Origin of the sequence: uncultured Erythrobacter sp., from assembly GCF_947502395.1 — a bacterium.
Classification (GTDB): domain Bacteria; phylum Pseudomonadota; class Alphaproteobacteria; order Sphingomonadales; family Sphingomonadaceae; genus Erythrobacter.
On record NZ_CANMZM010000003.1, the window covers coordinates 546,163 to 565,913 of the forward strand.

General features: G+C 56.5%; 14 protein-coding genes. 10 read left to right on the plus strand and 4 right to left on the minus strand.

Going from position 1 to position 19,751, the window contains the following annotated elements; genetic code table 11:
• The first annotated feature begins 166 nt into the window (after positions 1-166).
• From Q0778_RS13865 to Q0778_RS13905, 9 genes are all read left to right on the plus strand, one after another.
• On the plus strand, positions 167-757 hold the full coding sequence (locus Q0778_RS13865) for an FKBP-type peptidyl-prolyl cis-trans isomerase (RefSeq protein WP_298336872.1): 591 nt from the start codon (positions 167-169) through the stop codon (positions 755-757).
• Between the two features lie 65 nt (positions 758-822).
• Positions 823-2,526: a DUF4153 domain-containing protein gene (locus tag Q0778_RS13870; protein WP_298336874.1), complete on the plus strand. Its 1,704-nt coding sequence runs from the start codon at positions 823-825 to the stop codon at positions 2,524-2,526.
• An 82-nt stretch (positions 2,527-2,608) separates the two neighbouring features.
• On the plus strand, positions 2,609-2,911 hold the full coding sequence (gatC, locus tag Q0778_RS13875; RefSeq protein WP_298301563.1) for an Asp-tRNA(Asn)/Glu-tRNA(Gln) amidotransferase subunit GatC: 303 nt from the start codon (positions 2,609-2,611) through the stop codon (positions 2,909-2,911).
• Between the two features lie 106 nt (positions 2,912-3,017).
• On the plus strand, positions 3,018-4,499 hold the full coding sequence (gene gatA, locus Q0778_RS13880) for an Asp-tRNA(Asn)/Glu-tRNA(Gln) amidotransferase subunit GatA (protein WP_298336875.1): 1,482 nt from the start codon (positions 3,018-3,020) through the stop codon (positions 4,497-4,499).
• An 11-nt stretch (positions 4,500-4,510) separates the two neighbouring features.
• Complete coding sequence (locus Q0778_RS13885) at positions 4,511-4,870, plus strand: hypothetical protein (protein WP_298301567.1); 360 nt, start codon at positions 4,511-4,513, stop codon at positions 4,868-4,870.
• Positions 4,867-5,019, plus strand: coding sequence for a hypothetical protein (locus Q0778_RS13890; protein ID WP_298336877.1), 153 nt, complete (start codon positions 4,867-4,869; stop codon positions 5,017-5,019). The genes Q0778_RS13885 and Q0778_RS13890 overlap by 4 nt, the downstream gene beginning before the upstream one ends.
• Before the next feature lie 3 nt (positions 5,020-5,022).
• Positions 5,023-5,409, plus strand: a complete 387-nt coding sequence (locus tag Q0778_RS13895; protein ID WP_298336879.1) for a hypothetical protein — start codon at positions 5,023-5,025, stop codon at positions 5,407-5,409.
• Positions 5,402-6,901, plus strand: coding sequence for an Asp-tRNA(Asn)/Glu-tRNA(Gln) amidotransferase subunit GatB (gene gatB, locus Q0778_RS13900; protein ID WP_298336881.1), 1,500 nt, complete (start codon positions 5,402-5,404; stop codon positions 6,899-6,901). The genes Q0778_RS13895 and gatB overlap by 8 nt, the downstream gene beginning before the upstream one ends.
• 3 nt (positions 6,902-6,904) lie before the next feature.
• Positions 6,905-7,891, plus strand: coding sequence for an esterase-like activity of phytase family protein (locus Q0778_RS13905; RefSeq protein ID WP_298336883.1), 987 nt, complete (start codon positions 6,905-6,907; stop codon positions 7,889-7,891).
• Between the two features lie 64 nt (positions 7,892-7,955).
• On the opposite strand, the gene Q0778_RS13910 is transcribed toward Q0778_RS13905, so the two are convergent.
• The 3 genes from Q0778_RS13910 to Q0778_RS13920 form a co-directional block, all read right to left on the minus strand.
• Positions 7,956-8,255, minus strand: a complete 300-nt coding sequence (locus Q0778_RS13910) for a hypothetical protein (protein ID WP_298301576.1) — start codon at positions 8,253-8,255, stop codon at positions 7,956-7,958.
• A 249-nt stretch (positions 8,256-8,504) separates the two neighbouring features.
• Positions 8,505-11,366 (minus strand): pitrilysin family protein, encoded by a 2,862-nt coding sequence (locus Q0778_RS13915; protein ID WP_298336885.1) that lies wholly within the window; start codon positions 11,364-11,366, stop codon positions 8,505-8,507.
• Between the two features lie 88 nt (positions 11,367-11,454).
• Positions 11,455-13,701, minus strand: coding sequence for an acylase (locus tag Q0778_RS13920; protein ID WP_298336887.1), 2,247 nt, complete (start codon positions 13,699-13,701; stop codon positions 11,455-11,457).
• Between the two features lie 208 nt (positions 13,702-13,909).
• Here Q0778_RS13920 and clpB point away from each other — a divergent pair, with 208 nt between their 5' ends.
• Positions 13,910-16,489, plus strand: coding sequence for an ATP-dependent chaperone ClpB (clpB, locus tag Q0778_RS13925; RefSeq protein ID WP_298336890.1), 2,580 nt, complete (start codon positions 13,910-13,912; stop codon positions 16,487-16,489).
• A 121-nt stretch (positions 16,490-16,610) separates the two neighbouring features.
• On the opposite strand, the gene Q0778_RS13930 is transcribed toward clpB, so the two are convergent.
• On the minus strand, positions 16,611-19,703 hold the full coding sequence (locus Q0778_RS13930) for a TonB-dependent receptor (protein ID WP_298301585.1): 3,093 nt from the start codon (positions 19,701-19,703) through the stop codon (positions 16,611-16,613).
• Between the last annotated feature and the right edge of the window lie 48 nt (positions 19,704-19,751).

Below are 19,751 nucleotides of genomic sequence, written 5' to 3' on the forward strand. Positions count from 1 at the left end.
GGTGTCTGCGCCCTTCGGGCGCGGCAACTTGCGGTTGAGGCGGTGGTCCACGGGCTGAAATGCTTGAAACACTTGCAACGATACGCCATCAGGGCGCGGAACACTTCCGCGCCCTTTTTGCTGGACACGACCGGACGGATGGCGCGCATAGAAGACGGGATTACTCATGACCGAGATTACACGCGTACCGATCCAGCCTATTGCCAAGGGCTCGCTGACCAAGATTTGGCTGGGTGTGATCATCGCTGTCCTACTTGGAGCAGGGCTTGCCTGGGCCGCGGTGCCCAAGGGTTTTAGCGTCGACACGCTGGTCGCAGGTGAGGGGCCTAACCCTCAAGAAGGCGACATGGTCTTTGTGAAGTACAAGGGTTCTCTTGCGTCGAACGGAGAGGTTTTTGACGAATCGCAGGATATTCCGCTTCCTGTCGAAGGCATCTTTCCTGAAGGCAGCCCATTCCCGATAGAACCCGATGCAACCATCGATGGATTTTATCTGGGGCTCCAGCAAATGCAGAAGGGCGGTAAGTACGAGCTCTTTATCCCATCGGACATGGCCTATGGCGCAGAGCCGCCGCAAGGCGCGCCAATTCCGCCCAATGCTGACTTGATCTTCGAGATTGAAGTGGTCGATTTCATGGACCGCGAAACTTTTGATCGCAATCTCTCGATCCTTCAAAGCGCAATCCAGCAATCCGGCCCCGGTGGTCCGGGCGGACCAGGTGGTCCTCCAGTGGGTGCGCCTCAACCCGGTCAATAAACGGGCCGGACTTTCATTGAAGGTTCAAGTGGCTTAGATCAACTCTCGCCATGAGGGAGGGATCGATGGCCGAAAATCAGAGCATTGAGCAGGACGTGGACGCCTTAAAAGAATGGCGCGAACGCCCTTGGGTTCTCGCTGTGCTTATGGCGGTTGCGGGGCTCGTGGTTCACATATGTACTGATGGTTCGAACATCGAACAATGGCGCGCTGCGCTTGCTGCTGCTGCCGTATTCGGTCCGCTTGTCTTCGCTTTCACCCTGACTGAAGAGCGGTGGCGCTCCTCTCTCGTTTTCTCCGCTATTGTGGCTCTGGTCATGGCGGGCATCGCTTGGCGCGCAACCGCTGCAGGGGATGGCTTTGCAGATGAAGAGTTTTGGGTCGCAGCAGGCGTTCTTGCCACGACCTTGTCCGTGCCGTTGTTTCAGGCAGGCTTCCATCGGCTTCGCTGGCAAACCAGTTACAAATCGACCCATTTCCACGTCTGGACCGATGCGATCACCGGGGCAGGGGCACTCGCCTTTGTAGGCCTGTCCTGGGCCTTGATTGCAATTCTGGCAGAGTTGTTTTCGGCGATCCAGATCGACCTTTTGAAGGACCTGCTCGACGAAGAGCCATTTGGATGGATGTTCTCAGGCACGACCTTTGGTGCTGCGCTCGGCGTTCTTCGCAATCAGCTCAAGATCATTGGCACTCTACAGAATGTCGTCCTGTTGGTGCTCTCGATCCTTGCGGTGCCTTTGGCGATAGCTCTGGTGATCTTCTTACTCGCCGTGCTGGTCTCCGGGATTGATGTTCTGTGGGAGGCCACCAAAAGCGCGACGCCGCTGCTGCTCTCGGTGGCTGTTGGGTGTTTTGTTCTCGCCAATGCGGTTGTGCGCGATGACGATGCCGATGCCAGCAATTCGCGGGTTCTTCGCATTGCGGGCTTTGTCTTAGCGCTTGGAATCTTGCCATTGTCAGTGATGGCGGCGATTTCCATGGGGACCCGCATTGCGCAGCACGGACTAAGTCCCGAGCGGATTTGGGCTCTCATCGCGATTGCAGTCGCTGTGGCTTATGGCGTTGCCTATTTCGTGTCTGCCATTCGCGGACGCGACGCAGGCTGGCGTAGGTTTCTTCGCCAGTCGAACCTGCATTTGGCGGTGATGACCGCTGTGCTGGCGCTCCTGCTTGCGATGCCGATCCTCAATTTCGGCTCGATTTCGACATCTAATCAACTTGCTCGCTTGGCCGCTGGTGAGGTTAGCGCGGAAGAATTCGACTATCGCGCCCTTCGATGGGATTTTGGAGATCCGGGACGCGAGGCTTTGGCGACTTTGAGTCAAAGCGACGATGCGAAGGTGGCTGAGCTGGCTCTATCTGCCCAGAATGCAGAGAGCCGTTACGAAGCGAGGCGTGTTGAAAATGCTGAGGCGATCAATAGCGCGCCGATTGATGTTGAGGATGATGACATCCGCTTAGCGGTTAGGATTTATTTGCAGGGTAACTACTATCGCTGCCGCGAAAAATGCCGTGTGGTCGAATTGGGCGAGCTTGGCGGACAGCCTCTTATGGTGCTTTTGGGCGAGAATTATGACCCGGAATTCCTGGTGTATGACGAAGCGACCAACAAGGTTTCAGATGCGGCTATTCGTCACGGCCAGATGCACCGCGATACGCCCTATAAGGTGCCTGAATTTGATGAGAATTCTAACGTAGAGTTAAGGCCGTTCACAGGCCAACAACTCTACATTGATGGCAAGCCTGCAAGTGGGGCGTTCGAGTGACCGCTTCGCACCTGCAAAAAACTTGAAGCTTAGGGTCCAACTCGTGCTTGAAGCGCCCCTTCCTGAGCGCTAAGCGGCAATCATGTCTGTAGATAAACAAACCGTGGCAAAAATCGCCGGACTGGCGCGCATCAAGATGGGCGATGAAGAGCTTGAGCGGATGGTGCCTGAACTTAACAATATCCTCGGTTGGGTAGAGCAGCTTGCCGAAGTTGATGTCGAGGGCGTTGAGCCTATGACGGCAGTCATCCCCAACACTCTTCGCTTGCGCGATGATGTGGTGGACGCGGACCCGCTGACCGGGGGTGGCAAGCGCGATGCGGTTATCGCCAATGCGCCTGCGGCCGAGCACGGCTTTTTCGGCGTGCCCAAGGTGATTGAATAGAACGAAGCGAACATTTGTGCGTTCCCGCGAAGGCGGGAACCTCTTTCAAACAGGCGATGAGCGAACGACATGAGGTCCCCGCTTTCGCGAGGACTCACAAGAAACTATGACAGACCTTACAAACTTGGGCGTAAAGGCCATCCGCGACGGTGTAAAAGCTGGGGACTTCACCGCGCGCGAAGTGGCGGAGGGCTTCAACACAGCAGTCGCAGAGGCAGCATCGCTCAACGCCTTTATCGTGGCGACTCCTGAATCTGCTCTCAAAGCCGCCGATGCGACCGACGCAAAACGCGCGGCTGGCGAGGATCTGGGCGCAATGGGCGGCGTGCCGATTGGTATGAAGGACCTGTTTGCCAGCCACGGTGTGCAGACCACGGCGGCGAGCCACATCCTTGAAGGCTTCAAGCCTGAATATGAGAGCACAGTTTCGCAGAACTTGTGGAACGCAGGCGCTGGGATGTTGGGTAAGCTCAACCTTGATCAGTTTGCGATGGGTTCCTCCAACGAAACCTCTGCTTTTGGCAATGTGAGCAGCCCGTGGCGCAAAGAGGGCACCAATGCCGCAATGTCGCCGGGTGGTTCGTCAGGTGGCTCTTCGACCGCTGTGGCAGCGCGCATCGCGCCTGCGGCAACCGGCACCGACACTGGCGGCTCCATCCGTCAACCCGCGGCCTTCACTGGCATTTGCGGGATCAAGCCGACCTATGGCCGCTGTTCGCGCTGGGGCGTGGTGGCCTTTGCCTCCTCGCTTGATCAGGCAGGCCCGATGGCGCGTTCGGTTGAAGACTGTGCGATAATGCTGGGCGCGATGGCCGGGTTTGATCCCAAGGACGCGACCTCGCTTCAAATGGAAGTTCCCGATTGGGAAGCCGCTCTGTCAAGCGATCTCAAAGGCAAAAAGGTGGGCATCCCCACCGAATATCGCATGGAAGGCACGGACCAGGCGATCTTGGACAGCTGGGAGCAGGGCAAAGCGTGGCTGAAAGATGCAGGCGCCGAGATCGTCGATATCTCGCTGCCGCACACGAAATACGCGCTTCCTGCCTATTACATCATTGCACCTGCAGAGGCGTCTTCGAACCTCGCGCGTTATGATGGCGTGCGTTATGGTTTGCGCGACCTGCCAGAGGGGGCCGGCCTTCAAGACATGTACGCGGAAACCCGCGCAGCCGGTTTCGGTGATGAGGTGAAGCGCCGCATTCTGATCGGCACCTATGTGCTCAGCGCAGGCTTCTACGATGCCTATTACACGCAAGCCCAAAAGGTCCGCGCATTGGTTTCTCAGGATTTCGAGAAGGCTTGGGCGAAGTGCGACCTAATCCTCGCACCAACAACGCCAACAGCGTCCTTCCCATTGGGGAGCCTCAATGACGATCCGTTGACGATGTATTTGAACGACGTTTTCGCCGTGCCAGCCTCGCTTGCGGGCCTTCCTGCGATGAGCGTTCCGGCTGGCCTTAACCCAAACGGTCTGCCGCTGGGCCTGCAATTGGTAGGCAAGGCATTCGATGAGCAAATGGTCCTAAACGCGGGCCTCGCCATCCAAGAGCGTGCAGGCTTTACCCACGCGCCGGAGAAGTGGTGGTGAGCCCCTTTGAAATGGCCATAATCGCTGTCCTTGCGTTGGGTTTTGTGGTGCCTGCGTGGCTGCTTGCGTTTTCTTTTCGCGAGAGGGCCAAGGCCCTGCGGGTGGAGGAGCCGAACAAGCGATATTTCGCCTACGCCGCGCTGCTCCAATCGCTCCACGCCCAGCTTGATCCCAAATCGCAGACAGTGCGCAATGGACCTCTGTTCGCGGCAACCGTGCGTGAGCTGGCGAACTATCCCGAATACCGCTCTTTCAGCGTCCTGTTCCTCGAAGAGATCAACATCACCGGCACGCGCAAATTCGATAACGTGGTGCGCGCTGAGTTGAAGGCGGTCGAGGCTCAACTCCTCGACATCAAGGAACCTGCATGAGCTTTACTGCGACTTTCGTGATGATCTTCCTCATCGCCTTTGCCCTCATCGGCGGGGTGGTGATGTTTCTGTCGAAGACAATCGACCACGGCGAAGCGCGGTTTGGGCCGGATGGCAAGGTGGTTTCCGAAGATGAAGAAGCTGACTAGGCCATGACGACTTTCGAATGGACTGTAATCGGGCTAATTCTATTCGGTATGGTCATCCCTTTCTGGGTTATGACGGTGTTTGCCATTATACTCGCCGAACAGGCGCGGAAGCAGGCCAAGCCATCGGATCGACCCATCAAAGTGCACGACTACTCCAAGTTGATGACCGCTTTTGATGAGCTCTTGCACCAACCAAACAAGAATGGAAAATTCAACGGACCAACGATGGTCGCATACATTCGAGAGTTGCGGGAGTACCCACAGTATCGGGATGCGACTCTGCTCTTTTTGGAAGAGATATCGATCACCGGTTCAAATGAATTTGACGAAGTCTGTAAGACTGAATTGAAATCAATCGAAACGCATTTGTTGGGACTAAACGATGAGTGACTACCGCATCCAAGGCGCAACCGGCGAATGGGAGGTCGTTATCGGCCTTGAAGTCCACGCGCAGGTGACTTCCAAGTCTAAGCTGTTTTCAGGCGCTAACACCGAATTTGGCGCAGAGCCGAACTCACAGGTGTCTTTGGTCGATGCGGCTATGCCCGGCATGCTGCCCGTGCCCAACAAAGAGTGTGTCCGTCAGGCGGTGCGCACCGGAATGGCGATTGAAGCGGAGATCAACGCGTGGAGCCGGTTTGACCGCAAGAACTACTTCTATGCCGATTTGCCGCAAGGCTATCAGATCAGCCAGCTCTATCACCCGATCGTGGGTGAGGGCTCGCTTTTGATCGAGGCCGATGAAAAGCACGGCATTCCCGAAGATAAAGTCATCGGGATTGAACGCATCCACGTCGAGCAGGACGCAGGGAAACTGATGCACGATCAGCACCCAACCATGTCCTATGTCGATTTGAACCGCTCGGGCGTTGCCTTGATGGAAATCGTCTCGCGGCCCGATATGCAATCACCAGCAGAAGCGGGCGCTTATGTGCGCAAGCTGCGCTCTATCCTGCGCTATGTGGGGTCATGCGATGGCAATATGGAAGAAGGCTCCATGCGCGCCGACGTCAATGTTTCGGTCCGTAAAGTCGGCGATACTGAACTTGGCACCCGCACCGAGACCAAGAATGTGAACTCGGTCCGCTTCGTCATGCAAGTGATTGAATATGAAGCGAACCGTCAGGTTGATGTGCTTGAGAGCGGCGGGACGGTTGATCAGGAAACGCGCCTGTTTGATGTGGCAGCCGGCACCACGCGCACCATGCGTTCAAAAGAAGACGCGCATGATTATCGCTACTTCCCGGACCCCGATTTGCTCCCGCTGGTGCTTGAGGATGACTTCCTCGAAGAATGTCGCGCTTCGCTTCCCGAACTCCCCGACGCCAAGCGCATTCGTTACGAGACCGAGCTTGGTCTGACGCCGTACAATGCGCGTGAGTTGACGCATGAGGTCGAGACCTTTGCACGGTTTGAAACGCTGCTGTCAGCAGCGGCGGGCGCGATCGGCAAATCGGAGGCGGATGTCGCCACACAGGTTGCGAACTGGGCTCTGTCAGTGGCTCCGGGCGTGATCAAATCGCTTGGCGATGAGGGCGATGCCTCTCACGCAACCGCTGAGCGTCAGGCCGCTATTCTCGCAATGCAGGGCAAGTCTGAGATATCCGGCAGTCAAGCCAAGGAAATCTTCGAGATCGTCCTCAAAACGGGCCGCGAGCCTGATGAGATCGCCGATACGGAGGGCCTAAAGCAGGTCAGTGACACTGGCGCGATTGAGGCGGCGATTGATGAGATCCTTGCCAACAACCAAGACAAGGTCGAGCAATATAAAGGCGGCAAAGACAAGCTCTTTGGCTTCTTCGTGGGGCAGACCATGAAGGCCATGCAGGGCAAGGCGAACCCGCAAGTGGTGAACCAGATACTGAAAGATAAGCTTGCTTAAGCCATGCTGATGCGGATCGCTCTATGGGGCCCGCTCGTCGTCGCAACGCTGCTGGTTGGCGCGTATATCTACGTCCACAAACCGCTCGCTCCCGATGCGACTGAGCTGCTCCAGGTGCCACTGTCCGAGGAAGACCCTTCGCTCAATAGAGTGGGGGACCTTAAGTATCTCGGGGGCCTCGACATTCCGCGTATGGGGCAAAATATCGGCGGCCTTTCGGGACTGCGATGGGATGCGGAGAGCGAGCGGCTGCTCGCGATCACTGATGATGCGCGATGGGTCTGGATGGTTCCCGTCGAGGAGGACGGGCGCCTTACCGGCGTGACGGAACTTGAAGTTGGTCAGCTGCTTAGCATTTATGGCGAACCGCTTGAAGGCAAACAAGACGGCGATAGTGAGGCGCTATACAGGGACGAAGATGGCGTTTGGGGCGTGGCGTTCGAACGCCATCACCGCGTAATGCGATACCTAAATGGTTTGAGTAAGCCCCCGTTTGAAACGATCTTTGATCCCGAAGGCGAGCTTGAAATCACCGAACCGAATAACGGCCTTGAGTCTTATGCGGTTGGCTCCCAGGGCCATCTCATGTGCGCCGAGCGCTTAGCGACCCAGGGCCGGAGTAATTGCAATTTCTACAGCTATGCAGAAGACCGCCATACGGATTTTGCGGTCAAGCCTCCAGAAGAGGTTGAAGCATTGAAGGGTGTTCCGACTGACGCAGATGCGCTTTCAGATGGCACGTTCCTCATACTCTTCCGCAGCTATTCACCCGCCAAAGGCAACACCGCCGCCATCGTCGCCTACGAACCAGATGGCACCCGCAGTGAGATTGCGACCTTTCTGCCGCCGCTTACGATCGATAATTTTGAAGGGCTTGCCGTACGTGAGGAAGGCGACAGAACCTTCCTCTACATAGTCAGCGACGACAATTTTTCCAGCTCTCAACGCACGCTGTTGATGAAGTTTGAACTGCTCGCAACTCCAAGCTAGACAAAAGAAGAGCCGCTGGAGCGTGAACTCCAGCGGCCTTCTTATTGTCTTGTGTCGCTTGTGATTAAGCGCGCGTGCCTGAAAGTGGCATAGCACCGAAAGCACCAGCATTAACGTTACCAGTGATGCTGTCGCCATCGACGGTGGCTTCGCAGTCGAGCGTCATCGGCATTGGAACAGTCATGTTCATTTTCCAGCTGATGGTGTTGCCATCGACAGTGCCGGTTTCGATGTCCATCGAACCCATGCCGCCAGCCATGTTGCCCTTGAAAGTGCCGTCGCCATTGTCTTCAATGGTGAGAGTGCCAGACTGGTCGCCCATAGGGCTTTTGACGGTCGTGTTGTAAGTTCCTGCTACAGACATCTTCTAGTCTCCTTGAGTGCGTGCCTTTGGGGGACGCTCGTTGCATTTCGGGAGCCAAAACCCACTCGGCGCAATGCCCTGGCCCTTTGGCTTGGCGAGAGGTTGTACACGTCAATCTGGGGCTTTCAATACCAAACCCCGCGCCAATTTTGTCAAAAAAGAAGCGGGCAAAGCCGGTTATGGCTTTGCCCGCTTGGTTTACGTCTTGTCGCCCTCAAGATGCCGTAGCGTCGGAGGGCGGTACAGCGATCAGCCGCCCAGCTGAGCGCCTTCCAGCTCGCGCACTTCAACTGGAAGGCCCAGCTGTTCAAGCTGCGGTGCTACCTTCTCGGCATCACCGACGACCACCCAGAGGAAGTCATCAACGTTGAGCGCCGAACGCGCGGCAGCATCCAGACTTTCCGTTGTCTGAGCCTCATACTTGCCGACGAGCTCTTCGTAGTAGTTGTCGGGGCGCCCATAGAGCGCGAGCTGCTGCATCGCGCCAAGAACCGCACGCGATGTCTCAAACCGGCCTGGCAGAAGACCAACCGAGTTGGCGACATTGCGGGTGAGCTCTTCTTCGGTCACACCGTTCACTGTCAGGAATTCACCGGTCTCACGGATCATCTCAGCGATGGAATCGCCGGTACGGTCCGCCTGAACGCCGCCGCCGATGGCATAGACAACCGTATTCTCACGCGCCTGCGGCCCCCCGCGTACGCCGTAGCTCCATCCCTTGGTCTCACGCAGGTTCATGTTGAGGCGGGCGAGGAAGTTGCCGCCAAGCGAGTTGTTGGCGTTCTCAAAGTCGACATAGGCCGGATCACTTGCATCAAGCGGGGTGATTTGACCGCCGAAGATAAAGCTCTGAGGCGAGTTTGGACGGTTGATGAGAACGATGCGTCCACCCTCGGCCGCTGTCGGCATGGTTGAGAAGTCTTTCTCGCCCTTGGCCGTTTCAGGTGTTTCCCAATCACCGAATGCTTCGTTGAGTTGGGCGACGATAGTGTCGAGAGGCAGACTTGAGATCACGAAGACCTCACCATTGTCAGGACGGATCCATGCGTCTTTGAAAGCCTCCAAATCATCGCGAGTGATGCTTTCCACGCTCTCAAGCGTTTCGACACCGCCATAGGGGCTATCGGGCCCGAACAGCTCAACCCCAATCGCGCGCTGCGCGATGCCCTGCGGAGACCGCATCTGCTGTCGAATGCCCGTCATGGTCTGCGCCTTTACGCGCGCAAGGTCGCTCTCGTTGAAGGCTGGGTTGCGGATGATATCGCCGAACAGGGCGAGCGATGGTGCGAGGTTTGATGAAAGAGCCGAGAGCGTAAAGCTCGAACGGTCATCACCACCGCCTGTGTTGATCGTGACGCCAAGCTTTTCGCGCTCTTCTGCGATCTGCTGACTGGTTAAGGTGGCCGTACCTTCATCGAAAAGGCCGACCGCGAGGTTTTCAACCCCGCGCTTTTCGGCAGAATCCGAAGCGGAGCCTGCATTGAAGGACATTGTCACATAGGTTGCCGGAACTGCGTCACGCATTGCGTAAGTGACCTGCATCCCATTGGCGAGCGTCGCGCGCTCAAAGTCCGGGAAGTCGAGTGAGGGCACAGAGGCGATCTCAGGAGTCGGGCGATCAAGTGATACGCTGATCTCTTCGTTGGCCCGGTCGCGTTCTGTCGCGTTGCCACCGGCGGTTACGCTGGACGCTTCCTGATAGGTCGCATCGCGCTCACCCGGTTCAAGCACTAGCGTGAATGCTGGACGCGTCATCCATTTCTGCATCGCCGTCTTGATCGTTTCAGGCGTGATCGACGCGAGCACCTCCAATTGCTTCTTGGCAAAGCCAGGGTCACCGGCAAGCACTTCGCCACGGGCCAGAGCGACAGCCTTGCCGCCAAAGCCGCCGACCTGCTCAAGCCCGCGAATTGTGCCAGCAAGGTTGCTGGTTGCTGCACGCTCAACTTCAGCAGCGGTTGGACCGGTTTCGATGTACCAATCGACCAGCTGCTTGAGACGCGCCTCTAGGACTCTGGCATCGACGCCATCTTTAAGCGTCGCGCTTACGCTGATGAGACCAACACGCTGGAAATCGAAGTTTCCAGCCGACACACTCACGGCAAGCTGCTCATCACGCACGAGAATCTGGTCGAGACGACTCGAGAGCAGACCACCGAGGATTTGCGTACCCATGTTGAGGGCGGCAAGATCTTCCGACGTGATGCCAGGAGCGGGCCAATACATGCTGATCGATGTCGCGGCGACTTGATCGCGCATCACTTTGCGCACGGGCTCGTCCAGCGTTGGAATGGCTGCGGCGGCAGGTGTGTTCACCGGGCCGCGCGCAATCGGGCCAAACCACTTCTCAACCAACGGGCGTGCTTCGTCAGCGGAGATATCGCCGGCTAGGACCAGCGTCGCATTGTTGGGACCGTACTTTTCGCGGAACCAGTCTTTCACATCGTCCAGAGTGGCAGCTTCGATGTCGGCCATCGAACCAATGACCGAGTGCTGGTAAGGATGGCCATCAGGGAAGATGGTTTCGAGGATTTCGTAGAATACAAGGCCGCCGGGACGGTTGTCGCCTTGACGCTTTTCGTTTTGAACAACGCCAATCTGGTTGTCGAGCTTACCTTGCGTAACCGCGCCCAAGAGATAGCCCATCCGGTCACTTTCAAGCCATAGGGCGCGCTCAAGCGCCGGGCGAGGGACGGTTTGGAAATAGTTGGTGCGGTCGAAGTTGGTTGTGCCGTTGTAATCGGTCGCGCCCATTTCCTGAAGGTATTGGAAGTAATCGTTTGGTGCGTTTTCCGAGCCGTTGAACATCAAGTGTTCAAACAGGTGGGCAAAGCCAGTGAGACCTTTGGGTTCGTCCTTGGAACCGACATTGTACCAGACAGCAACCCCGACGATTGGGGCCTTGCGATCTTCGTGAACGACAACGGTCAGACCGTTTTCGAGCTCGAACTTCTCAAAAGGGACCTGAACCTGTGCGACCAGTTCTTGAAGGTCGTTGGTAGGAGTACTTGCGGTGGCTTCAGCTGAGTCCTGAGCGAGAGCGGCAGTGTGCGGCGCAGCAATGGCTATACTCAGCGCAGCCAGACTGGCTGCGGCGTGACGGATCTTCATATTTTTAGTCCCTTCGAATTCTCGATGCCAGTTTGAACTTATTGGGACCGACGAGTGAACCCAAGCGAAATCATCTCTTGTGGATGGCTTACCGCTCTGCGTTGCTGACGACCCGTGTGCTCTTTGCATTGGCGCGTACGTCTTCTTCAAAGAAATGCACTGGCTTCAATTTGTGATCGACATAAAGCTGCATTTGATCGGTGAAGTGCTTGGATTCTGGCCGAGTGGTTGCCGCGCCAAATGGTTGGACCGAGCGCGAGGTCACCCGGCCGCCGTCGGTTGGCCATTCGACCCATTGGATGAAGCTGTCGCCGTGCACCAGGCTAAGCCGCCCATCCTCTTCCTGGCGCCATGTGGTGGAGGCGCGCAAAGTGTCTGATCCGCCATCAAGCGGTAGGTCCACATCGCCTTGGCGAAGACGCAAAAGTTCGCTCATCGGTGGATCAAGCCGTCCGAAATGCTCCATCAGGTGGTCGCTGGCCATTTGCAGATGCTCTTCTACGTCCGGCACAGGCGTGTTGTTGTACTCAGCACCCATATAGCTGAGGATCATGAGAAGAGAGAGCGCATCAGCTGGACCTTCGCTGTCTGCTGTATAGTCCCATTGAAGAAGCAATTCTCGCGCTTCGGCGATCAAGCTATCCGACAGGCCCGCATCCTGAACACGCGGGGAAGCATCCAACGACTCAAGTGCATCGAACAAAGTGTCGACATAGTCGCGCCGTTCGTAAGCCTTGTCATATTTGATCACTTCCAACGTGGCTCGGTCAAGCAGGTTTGCCTCACTCATCAGCTTGTAAGCGCGGTGTGATCTGTTGGTCTGTTTGCGCTCAATCCCCAGAACGGGGGAGAAATCGTCGGGAGACAAATCGCTCCCCTCGCCTGCAGCTGTGTAGGGCTCGTTGTTTGAATTATAGAGCCAGCCAGATGCGGGATTGATAAGCTTGGGAATGCGATCGTATTCGACGCTTCCTTCCCAAATCAGGTCCGAGCGCGAACCGTCCAAGATTCCGCGCCAGTTTGCCTCCACATCCTCGGGTCGATTGGGGATCGCCGCGTTGTAGACATAGGCGATGTTGCCCTCTTTGTCGGCGTAGATGAAGTTGGTGGAAGGGATCGCCATGCGGGCAATCTGCGCCTCCCATTCTTCCAGCGTCTTGGTCTTGTTGAGGCGGTAATAAGCATCCAGCTGTTCCGCTTTCTCCATCCCGCCATATCGGATTGCGAACACGCCCTTGTCGTTCTTGATGACGGGACCATGGTGCTGGCTGCGATAGACGGTGCGTGGAACCGGCAGGGTGATAGGCCCCATCTTTACTGGTAGTGTTACGGCTCTTTCGCTGAGCTCATGCCACTCGCCATCGAGCATATAGCTGTCGCCCGCCTCATTCATCTCAAGCTCGTATATGTCGGTCATGTCAGGGCGGTTGACCGTGTTGGTCCAGCCCAAATGCTCATTGTGTCCGAGGAAGGGGAAGGGTGAGCCAGGGAAATTGGCTCCGGTAAAATGCCAGCCTTCACCCGATTGTACGCCAAGCTCATACCATGCGACGCCGCCACGAAGGGGTTGGTGCGAATTGGAGATAAGAGTGGTTGGGCCACCGGTCTTCTCCGGTGCCACTGCCCAAGCGTTGGAACCCAGATGGTCGCCTGCGCTTCCCAGCGGCAGGACAAGATTGGGATGCTCGTCCCGGTGGGCCAATTCTTCGCGCAACTGCTCGGCGGGTGAATTGGGTCGAGGGAAACCAGGAATATCGGGGCCAAACTCCTTGCGCAGCTCTTCGCCTGCAACCAGCGGTCCGATCACATTGCCGAGCCCGTAAAAGAAAGGCTGACGAAGGACGAATCCTGCCGCAATATCCTCTCCGTTGACCGGAAAGAGATTGGCGAGCTTAACCTCGCTCGGGTTTTGTTTGGCGTAATGGTTCAGTCCGGCAGCATAGGCATCAAACAAGGCGCGCGTGTCAGCCGGAAGCTTGGGATACTCGCGGGCAGCAGTGCCGCGTGCATCAATGAGGTGATAGACGAAATCGACCTGAGCGCCGTCTTGGCCCGCAATCGCGCCATAGCGGCCCTTCGCCATGGCGGCGACATCCTGCAGCGTGAAAAAGTCATCCTCAGAGTGCGCGATCGCGACTCCGAATGCGACATCGGCGTCTGTTTCGCCATAGATCATCGGTACGCCGTATTCGCTGCGTACGATCTCTGCAGAGTATTCGCGATATTCAGGCGCTTTGCCCTGATGCGCTGCGAAGGGTTCCCAGGTCGCCAGAAAGACAAAAGCGACCAGCAAGAGGCCAGCAAGGCCGGCGGCCCCGCGCTTAATCCATACCATTTGTGTGCTCTTCCCTCTGTGTCTACCTCGGGACAATTGCGTGCTCTTGGCAAGAGGTCAAGTGATGGGGAAAGGGGGCTTGCAATGCGTATATTTGTGACCCACCTACTCAAGTAATACACCTGCGAAGCAAAAAGTTGTTCCACCGGCCTTGTGTTGCAATATTGCAACACTACATGGAGGAGGCAATTCACATGAGGAAACGGGCATGAATCTCGAAAAGTTTACCGACCGCGCGAAGGGTTTTCTGCAGAGCGCGCAAACGGTTGCGATCCGCATGAATCATCAACGGATTACCCCGCTGCACCTCTTGAAGGCGCTTCTCGAGGATGAAGAGGGGATGGCGGCTGGCCTGATCCAGCGCGCAGGTGGTGACGCAAAGCAGGCCGTGAGCGCTGTTGACATTGCGCTTTCCAAGATCCCCGTTGTGACCGGCAGCGGCGCGCAATCGACACCCGGTATGGACAATGATCTTGTCCGGGTGCTCGATGCCTCCGAAGGACTCGCGGAAAAAGCCGGCGACAGCTTTGTGACGGTTGAGCGGGTTTTGACCGCCTTGGCTGCGCAGCCAGAGGTGACCGCCAAGGCAATGAAAGCGGCTGGTGTCACAGCGCAAGGGCTCAACACTGCGATCGAAGACCTTCGCGGCGGCAAAAAGGCCGACAGTGCGAACGCCGAAAGCACCTATGATGCAATGGAGAAGTTTGCTCGCGACCTCACCAAGGCGGCGCGCGACGGCAAGCTTGATCCCGTCATCGGGCGCGATGAGGAAATCCGCCGCACGATCCAGATTTTGGCGAGGCGTACCAAAAACAATCCTGCGATCATCGGCGAACCTGGCACCGGTAAGACCGCGATTGCGGAAGGTCTCGCATTGCGGATCGCCAATGGCGACGTGCCGGATAGCCTCAAGGGCCGCACCTTGATGAGCCTTGATATGGGCGCGTTGATTGCCGGCGCGAAGTATCGCGGCGAGTTTGAGGAGCGCTTGAAATCGATCCTTGACGAAGTGCGCCATGCCGACGGCAATATCATCCTCTTCATCGACGAGATGCACACGCTGATTGGGGCCGGGGCCTCTGAAGGATCGATGGATGCGTCCAACTTGCTCAAGCCTGCTCTATCGCGCGGTGAGCTGCATTGCATCGGCGCGACGACGCTCGATGAGTATCAGAAGTACGTCGAGAAAGACCCCGCGCTCCAACGCCGGTTCCAGCCGGTCTATATCGAGGAGCCTTCGGTTGAAGACACTGTGTCGATCCTTCGCGGGATCAAGGACAAATACGAGCTTCACCACGGCGTTCGCATCACCGACAGCGCGATTGTTGCCTCTGCCAAGCTTTCCGACCGCTATATCCAGAACCGCTTTTTGCCGGACAAAGCTATCGACCTGATGGATGAGGCTGCGAGCCGCATCCGCATGGAGGTTGAGAGTAAGCCGGAAGAGATTGAATCGCTCGATCGCCGGATCATCCAGCTCAAGATTGAGGAAAGCGCGCTCGCCAAGGAGGATGACAATGCCTCCAAGGAGAGGCTTGAAAACCTGCTAAAAGAGCTGGCAGACCTCGAACAGGAATCATCCGAACTCACGACGCGTTGGCAGAACGAGCGCGATAAGATCGAGGCTGAAGGCAGGATCAAGGAAGAGCTTGATGCAGCGCGTCTCGAACTCGAGCAGGCCGAGCGTTCGGGAGACCTCGCCAAAGCGGGTGAGCTTTCCTACGGCACTATCCCCGCGCTCGAGAAGAAACTCGCGGAAGCCGAAGACCTCACCGAAAACGCTCTTCTTCGCGAAGAAGTGACCGAAGAGGACATCGCCAGCGTTGTTAGTCGCTGGACCGGCATTCCCATCGACAAGATGATGGAAGGCGAGCGCGAGAAGCTGCTGGAGATGGAGAAGATCCTCGGCAAGCGTGTGATCGGTCAGGTCCAACCTATTGAAGCTGTATCAAAGGCGGTGCGTCGTGCACGTGCAGGATTGCAGGATCCGGGAAGGCCAATGGGCAGTTTCCTTTTCTTGGGGCCTACCGGTGTCGGTAAAACCGAGCTTACCAAAGCGCTTGCAGAGTTCCTGTTCGATGACGATCAGGCGCTCGTGCGCATTGATATGTCTGAGTTCATGGAAAAACACTCGGTTGCACGGCTGATTGGCGCGCCTCCGGGCTATGTCGGCTATGATGAAGGCGGAGTGCTCACCGAAGCGGTGCGGCGCAGACCCTATCAGGTTGTGCTGTTCGACGAAGTCGAGAAAGCGCACACCGATGTCTTCAATGTACTTCTACAGGTGCTCGACGATGGGCATCTGACAGATGGGCAGGGGCGAAAGGTTGATTTCTCCAACACGCTGATCATCCTAACCTCAAACCTAGGCTCACAGCATCTGGCGAACTTGCCCGACGATGGGAAAGTCGCCGATGTCGAAGAGAAGGTGATGGATGTTGTGCGCGGGCACTTCCGGCCTGAGTTCATCAATCGTCTGGACGAGATCATCCTCTTCCACCGCCTGGCGATGGAGCACATGGCCCCTATCGTGGAGATCCAAGTGCGCCGTGTGCAAAAGCTGCTTGATGATCGCAAGATTACGCTTGATCTGACTGACGCGGCTCTGAGGTGGCTTGGCAGGGTGGGGTATGATCCGGTCTATGGCGCAAGGCCTCTCAAGCGCGCGGTGCAGCGCTATTTGCAGGATCCGCTGGCTGAGATGCTTATTCAGGGTGAAGTCTCAGACGGTGCTACCCTCAAGATTGATGAGGGTGATGGCGAACTCAAGATGGAAGTCGCTTCCTAGGCCCAAGCTTTCAAAGTCATTGCCGTTGGTCGGTCACGACTGCCTCAACAATTCTCTTGGTCCAACAAAAAAGGGCCCCGGTTTCCCGGGGCCCTTTCTTTTGTCGGTTTGATCCGATGGATTAGAACGATTTGGTAACGCTCGCCGAGAACTGACGACCGAATGCGTCGTTGATCGCGTTACCCGCTGGGTTACCAGCCGGGCTTACCCCTGGAATACAGAAGTCGTTCAGACGCTGACACTCACGGCCAAAGGCGTTGCTGACAACAAAGTTGAAGCGGAAGTCGTCATCCGTTTCAAAGAAGATGTTGAAGTCAGCCGTTACGAAGTCACGCAGTTGGTCAAACTGACGCGCGTCTGGGGTGCGATCGGTGCGTGAGAACAGCTGCTCACCCGTGTAGTTCAGAACTGTACCGAAACCGAAGTTGTTGAGTCGATACTGAGCTGCCAACTGACCGCTCCAGGTCGGGTCGCCGATGACTGCATCGCTACGACCAGGTGCAACACCGGTGATGTCAATCACACGTTGCAGAACAACCTGCAGGCTTCCCCGCAATGCGAGGTCACCTGGAATGCCAACGCTTTCAAGCGAGGTGCTGTAGTTCAGCTCAGACTGAATGCCTTCGAAATCGATACCATTGCCGTTCGTAAAGCCGGTCCGCACGCCTGGGTTACTGGCATCTGCAATGACTTCACCAATAGCGTCACGCTGGATCAGCGAACAGAAAGCGTTCCCGTTTGCAGGATCAGCGGCGTTGAACTCGTCGTTGTCAAAACAAGCGATGTTGATCTGAGCCGTGGTGAGGTTTGCAATCGGATCCGAGATCGAGATGTTGACGTAGTCAGTGGTCAACGAAAGACCTGGTGCGAACCAAGGACGGAGGATCACGCCGAGGCTGTAGCTGTCGGCCTGCTCGTTATCGAGGTCCGGGTTACCACCCGCAAGGATAGGAACCGTCCTTTGTGCAGCCAACTGCGGATCATTCCTGTTCGGGAAGAAAGCGTTGAAGGCAGCGCAGTTTGCGGCCCGTGCTTCCGGGTTGTTGCCGCCATTTGCTGGCGGGGTGACAACCGAACAGAGATCAGCAACAGCCGCAAATGCGTTTGCCGTTGGTAGGAACAGTTCTGTCACAGCCGGTGCGCGGAAAGAGCGAGTGAAGTTGCCGCGGAACTCGATATCGGGGACCGGGGCGATACTACCGCCAGCGGCCCATGAGAAGAAGCCGCCGTTCACAGTGTTGTCGACGTAACGACCACGAGCGTAAGCTGTGATCGATTCGACGATGAAATCGTTCTCTGGGGTTACCAGCGGAACGAAAAGCTCGCCGAAGACTTCGTCAACATTGAACGAACCTTCGATCGGAGTGATGGCCGCGCCACGACCACGACCAAGCTGTTCAAACTCGGACGGGTTGAAGCGACCGGTCTCGCTACGGTGCTCATAGCCAATGTTGACGCCAACATCATTACCGAAGACGGCAAACGGTGAGCCACCAACGTTAACGTTGATAACAACCTGTTCAAGTTCAGACAGTGTTTGGTTTTCTTCGATCACATAAGCGAGTGCTTCGGGTGAAGCCTGAAGGCCGAAAAAGTTGAACGGAACACAGTTCGTATCTGCGATTGGAGTTACCGGGCTGCCAGGTTGTACAGGATTGTCAACTGGGCCAAGGTTAGCCGCACACTGGATGACACCATTGGCATCAAGTGCAACGTTTGTGGCATTGGCAAACAGTTGCTGGTTGATGTCCTGACGATTGTCAGTGACGTCGGTTGAGCCGTAGACAAAGGAGCCTTCCCAGTTCCAATCTCGGCCCATAAGCTCAAAGTCGCCGCGAGCGCCAAGAACGCCACGGAGAAGTTCGGTCTCTGCAAAACCAGTGAGGTCTGCAAAGCCGACATTTGCCCGCGAAAGTGTGAACGTATCAACCCCGTTTGCCGCGAGAACTCCTCGCGCTTGATCGTTGAGGAAGGGGTTGTCGATGCTAAAGGTCAGCGCGCTCGAACCACCACCGAAAAGCGGCGTGTTGAAGGTTGGCTGTTGTACCAATTCGTCAGCGCGAGCGTCGTAATACTGAAGCTCGGTGAAGACGTTGATGTTATCTGTCACATCATAGTTCGCAAAGACGTTTGCACCAAAGCGGCGTAAGTCTGATGTCAGCTGGTTGAAGTCAACAAACTGGAAGCCATCACCGCCGCCGACAGCGCGAATACCCGATGTACGAGCGCCAACGGTGAACGGGATAAGGTCACCACCAGCGTCGAACTGGAAGACTGTATCGCCCGGTTGAGATCCAAATCCGACACCGATTGGGCCGCCAAAGATCACGCCGTTGTTCGAAAGGACGATCAGATTCACCCCTCGGAATGCCACTTGACTGGGCACGCCGTCGTTTGGACCCGTATCGAGAGGCAAATCCGGGTCAAGACGCAGAAAATCAAGGGTGTTCGGCTCGTTCTCGATATTATCGCGGAAGTTCTGACGCTGGTTCTGAAGGATACCATCGGTTTGCGTGTAGAACGATGAAAGTTGAAGATGGCCACGACCATCAGCGAACTGGGTGCCGTAAACGCCCTCAAAGCGATATTGGAAGCCATCACCTTGTTGATATATCGAAGAGGTGGCGGTCAGCTCTAGACCCTCATACTCGTCGTCGAGAATGAGGTTGACGGTGCCGGCGATCGCATCTGAACCGTAAACTGGAGCACCAGCGGTTGATGCAATGTCGACCTGCTTTACCAGAGCAGCTGGGATGACGTTCAAGTCAACCTGGAGACCTGGTGCGCCAGGACCAAACAGCGTCGGCGTGTTCGATGACACGACGCGGCGACCGTTGAGAAGAGTCAGCGAGCGGTTGGTCCCGAGGCCGAAGATGTTGATGAAGTTCACGCCCTGACCAAAGGCCGATTCGCCACCATTTGGTGTGACCGAGCCACGAATGATCGGAAGATCGTTCAGTGCATCTGCCACGTTGATGAAGTTACGTTGATCGATGAACTCATCGGTGATTGTCACCGTAGGCTCTGTCGATTCCAGGTTAGGCAGTCGAATACGCGAACCGGTAACGGTGATCGCGCCTTCATCTTCTGCTGCGTTTTCGGTGGTGACATCGACGGTTTCGTCATTGTCCTGTGCGTAAGCTGGCGTGGTGGCCAGCGCAAATCCGACCGCAAGCGAACCTGCGCTCAGACGGAGTTTTGTCGAAATTTTCATGTGGTGCTTACCCTCAATCAAAGCATACATCACGCTTTCCGCGATGCA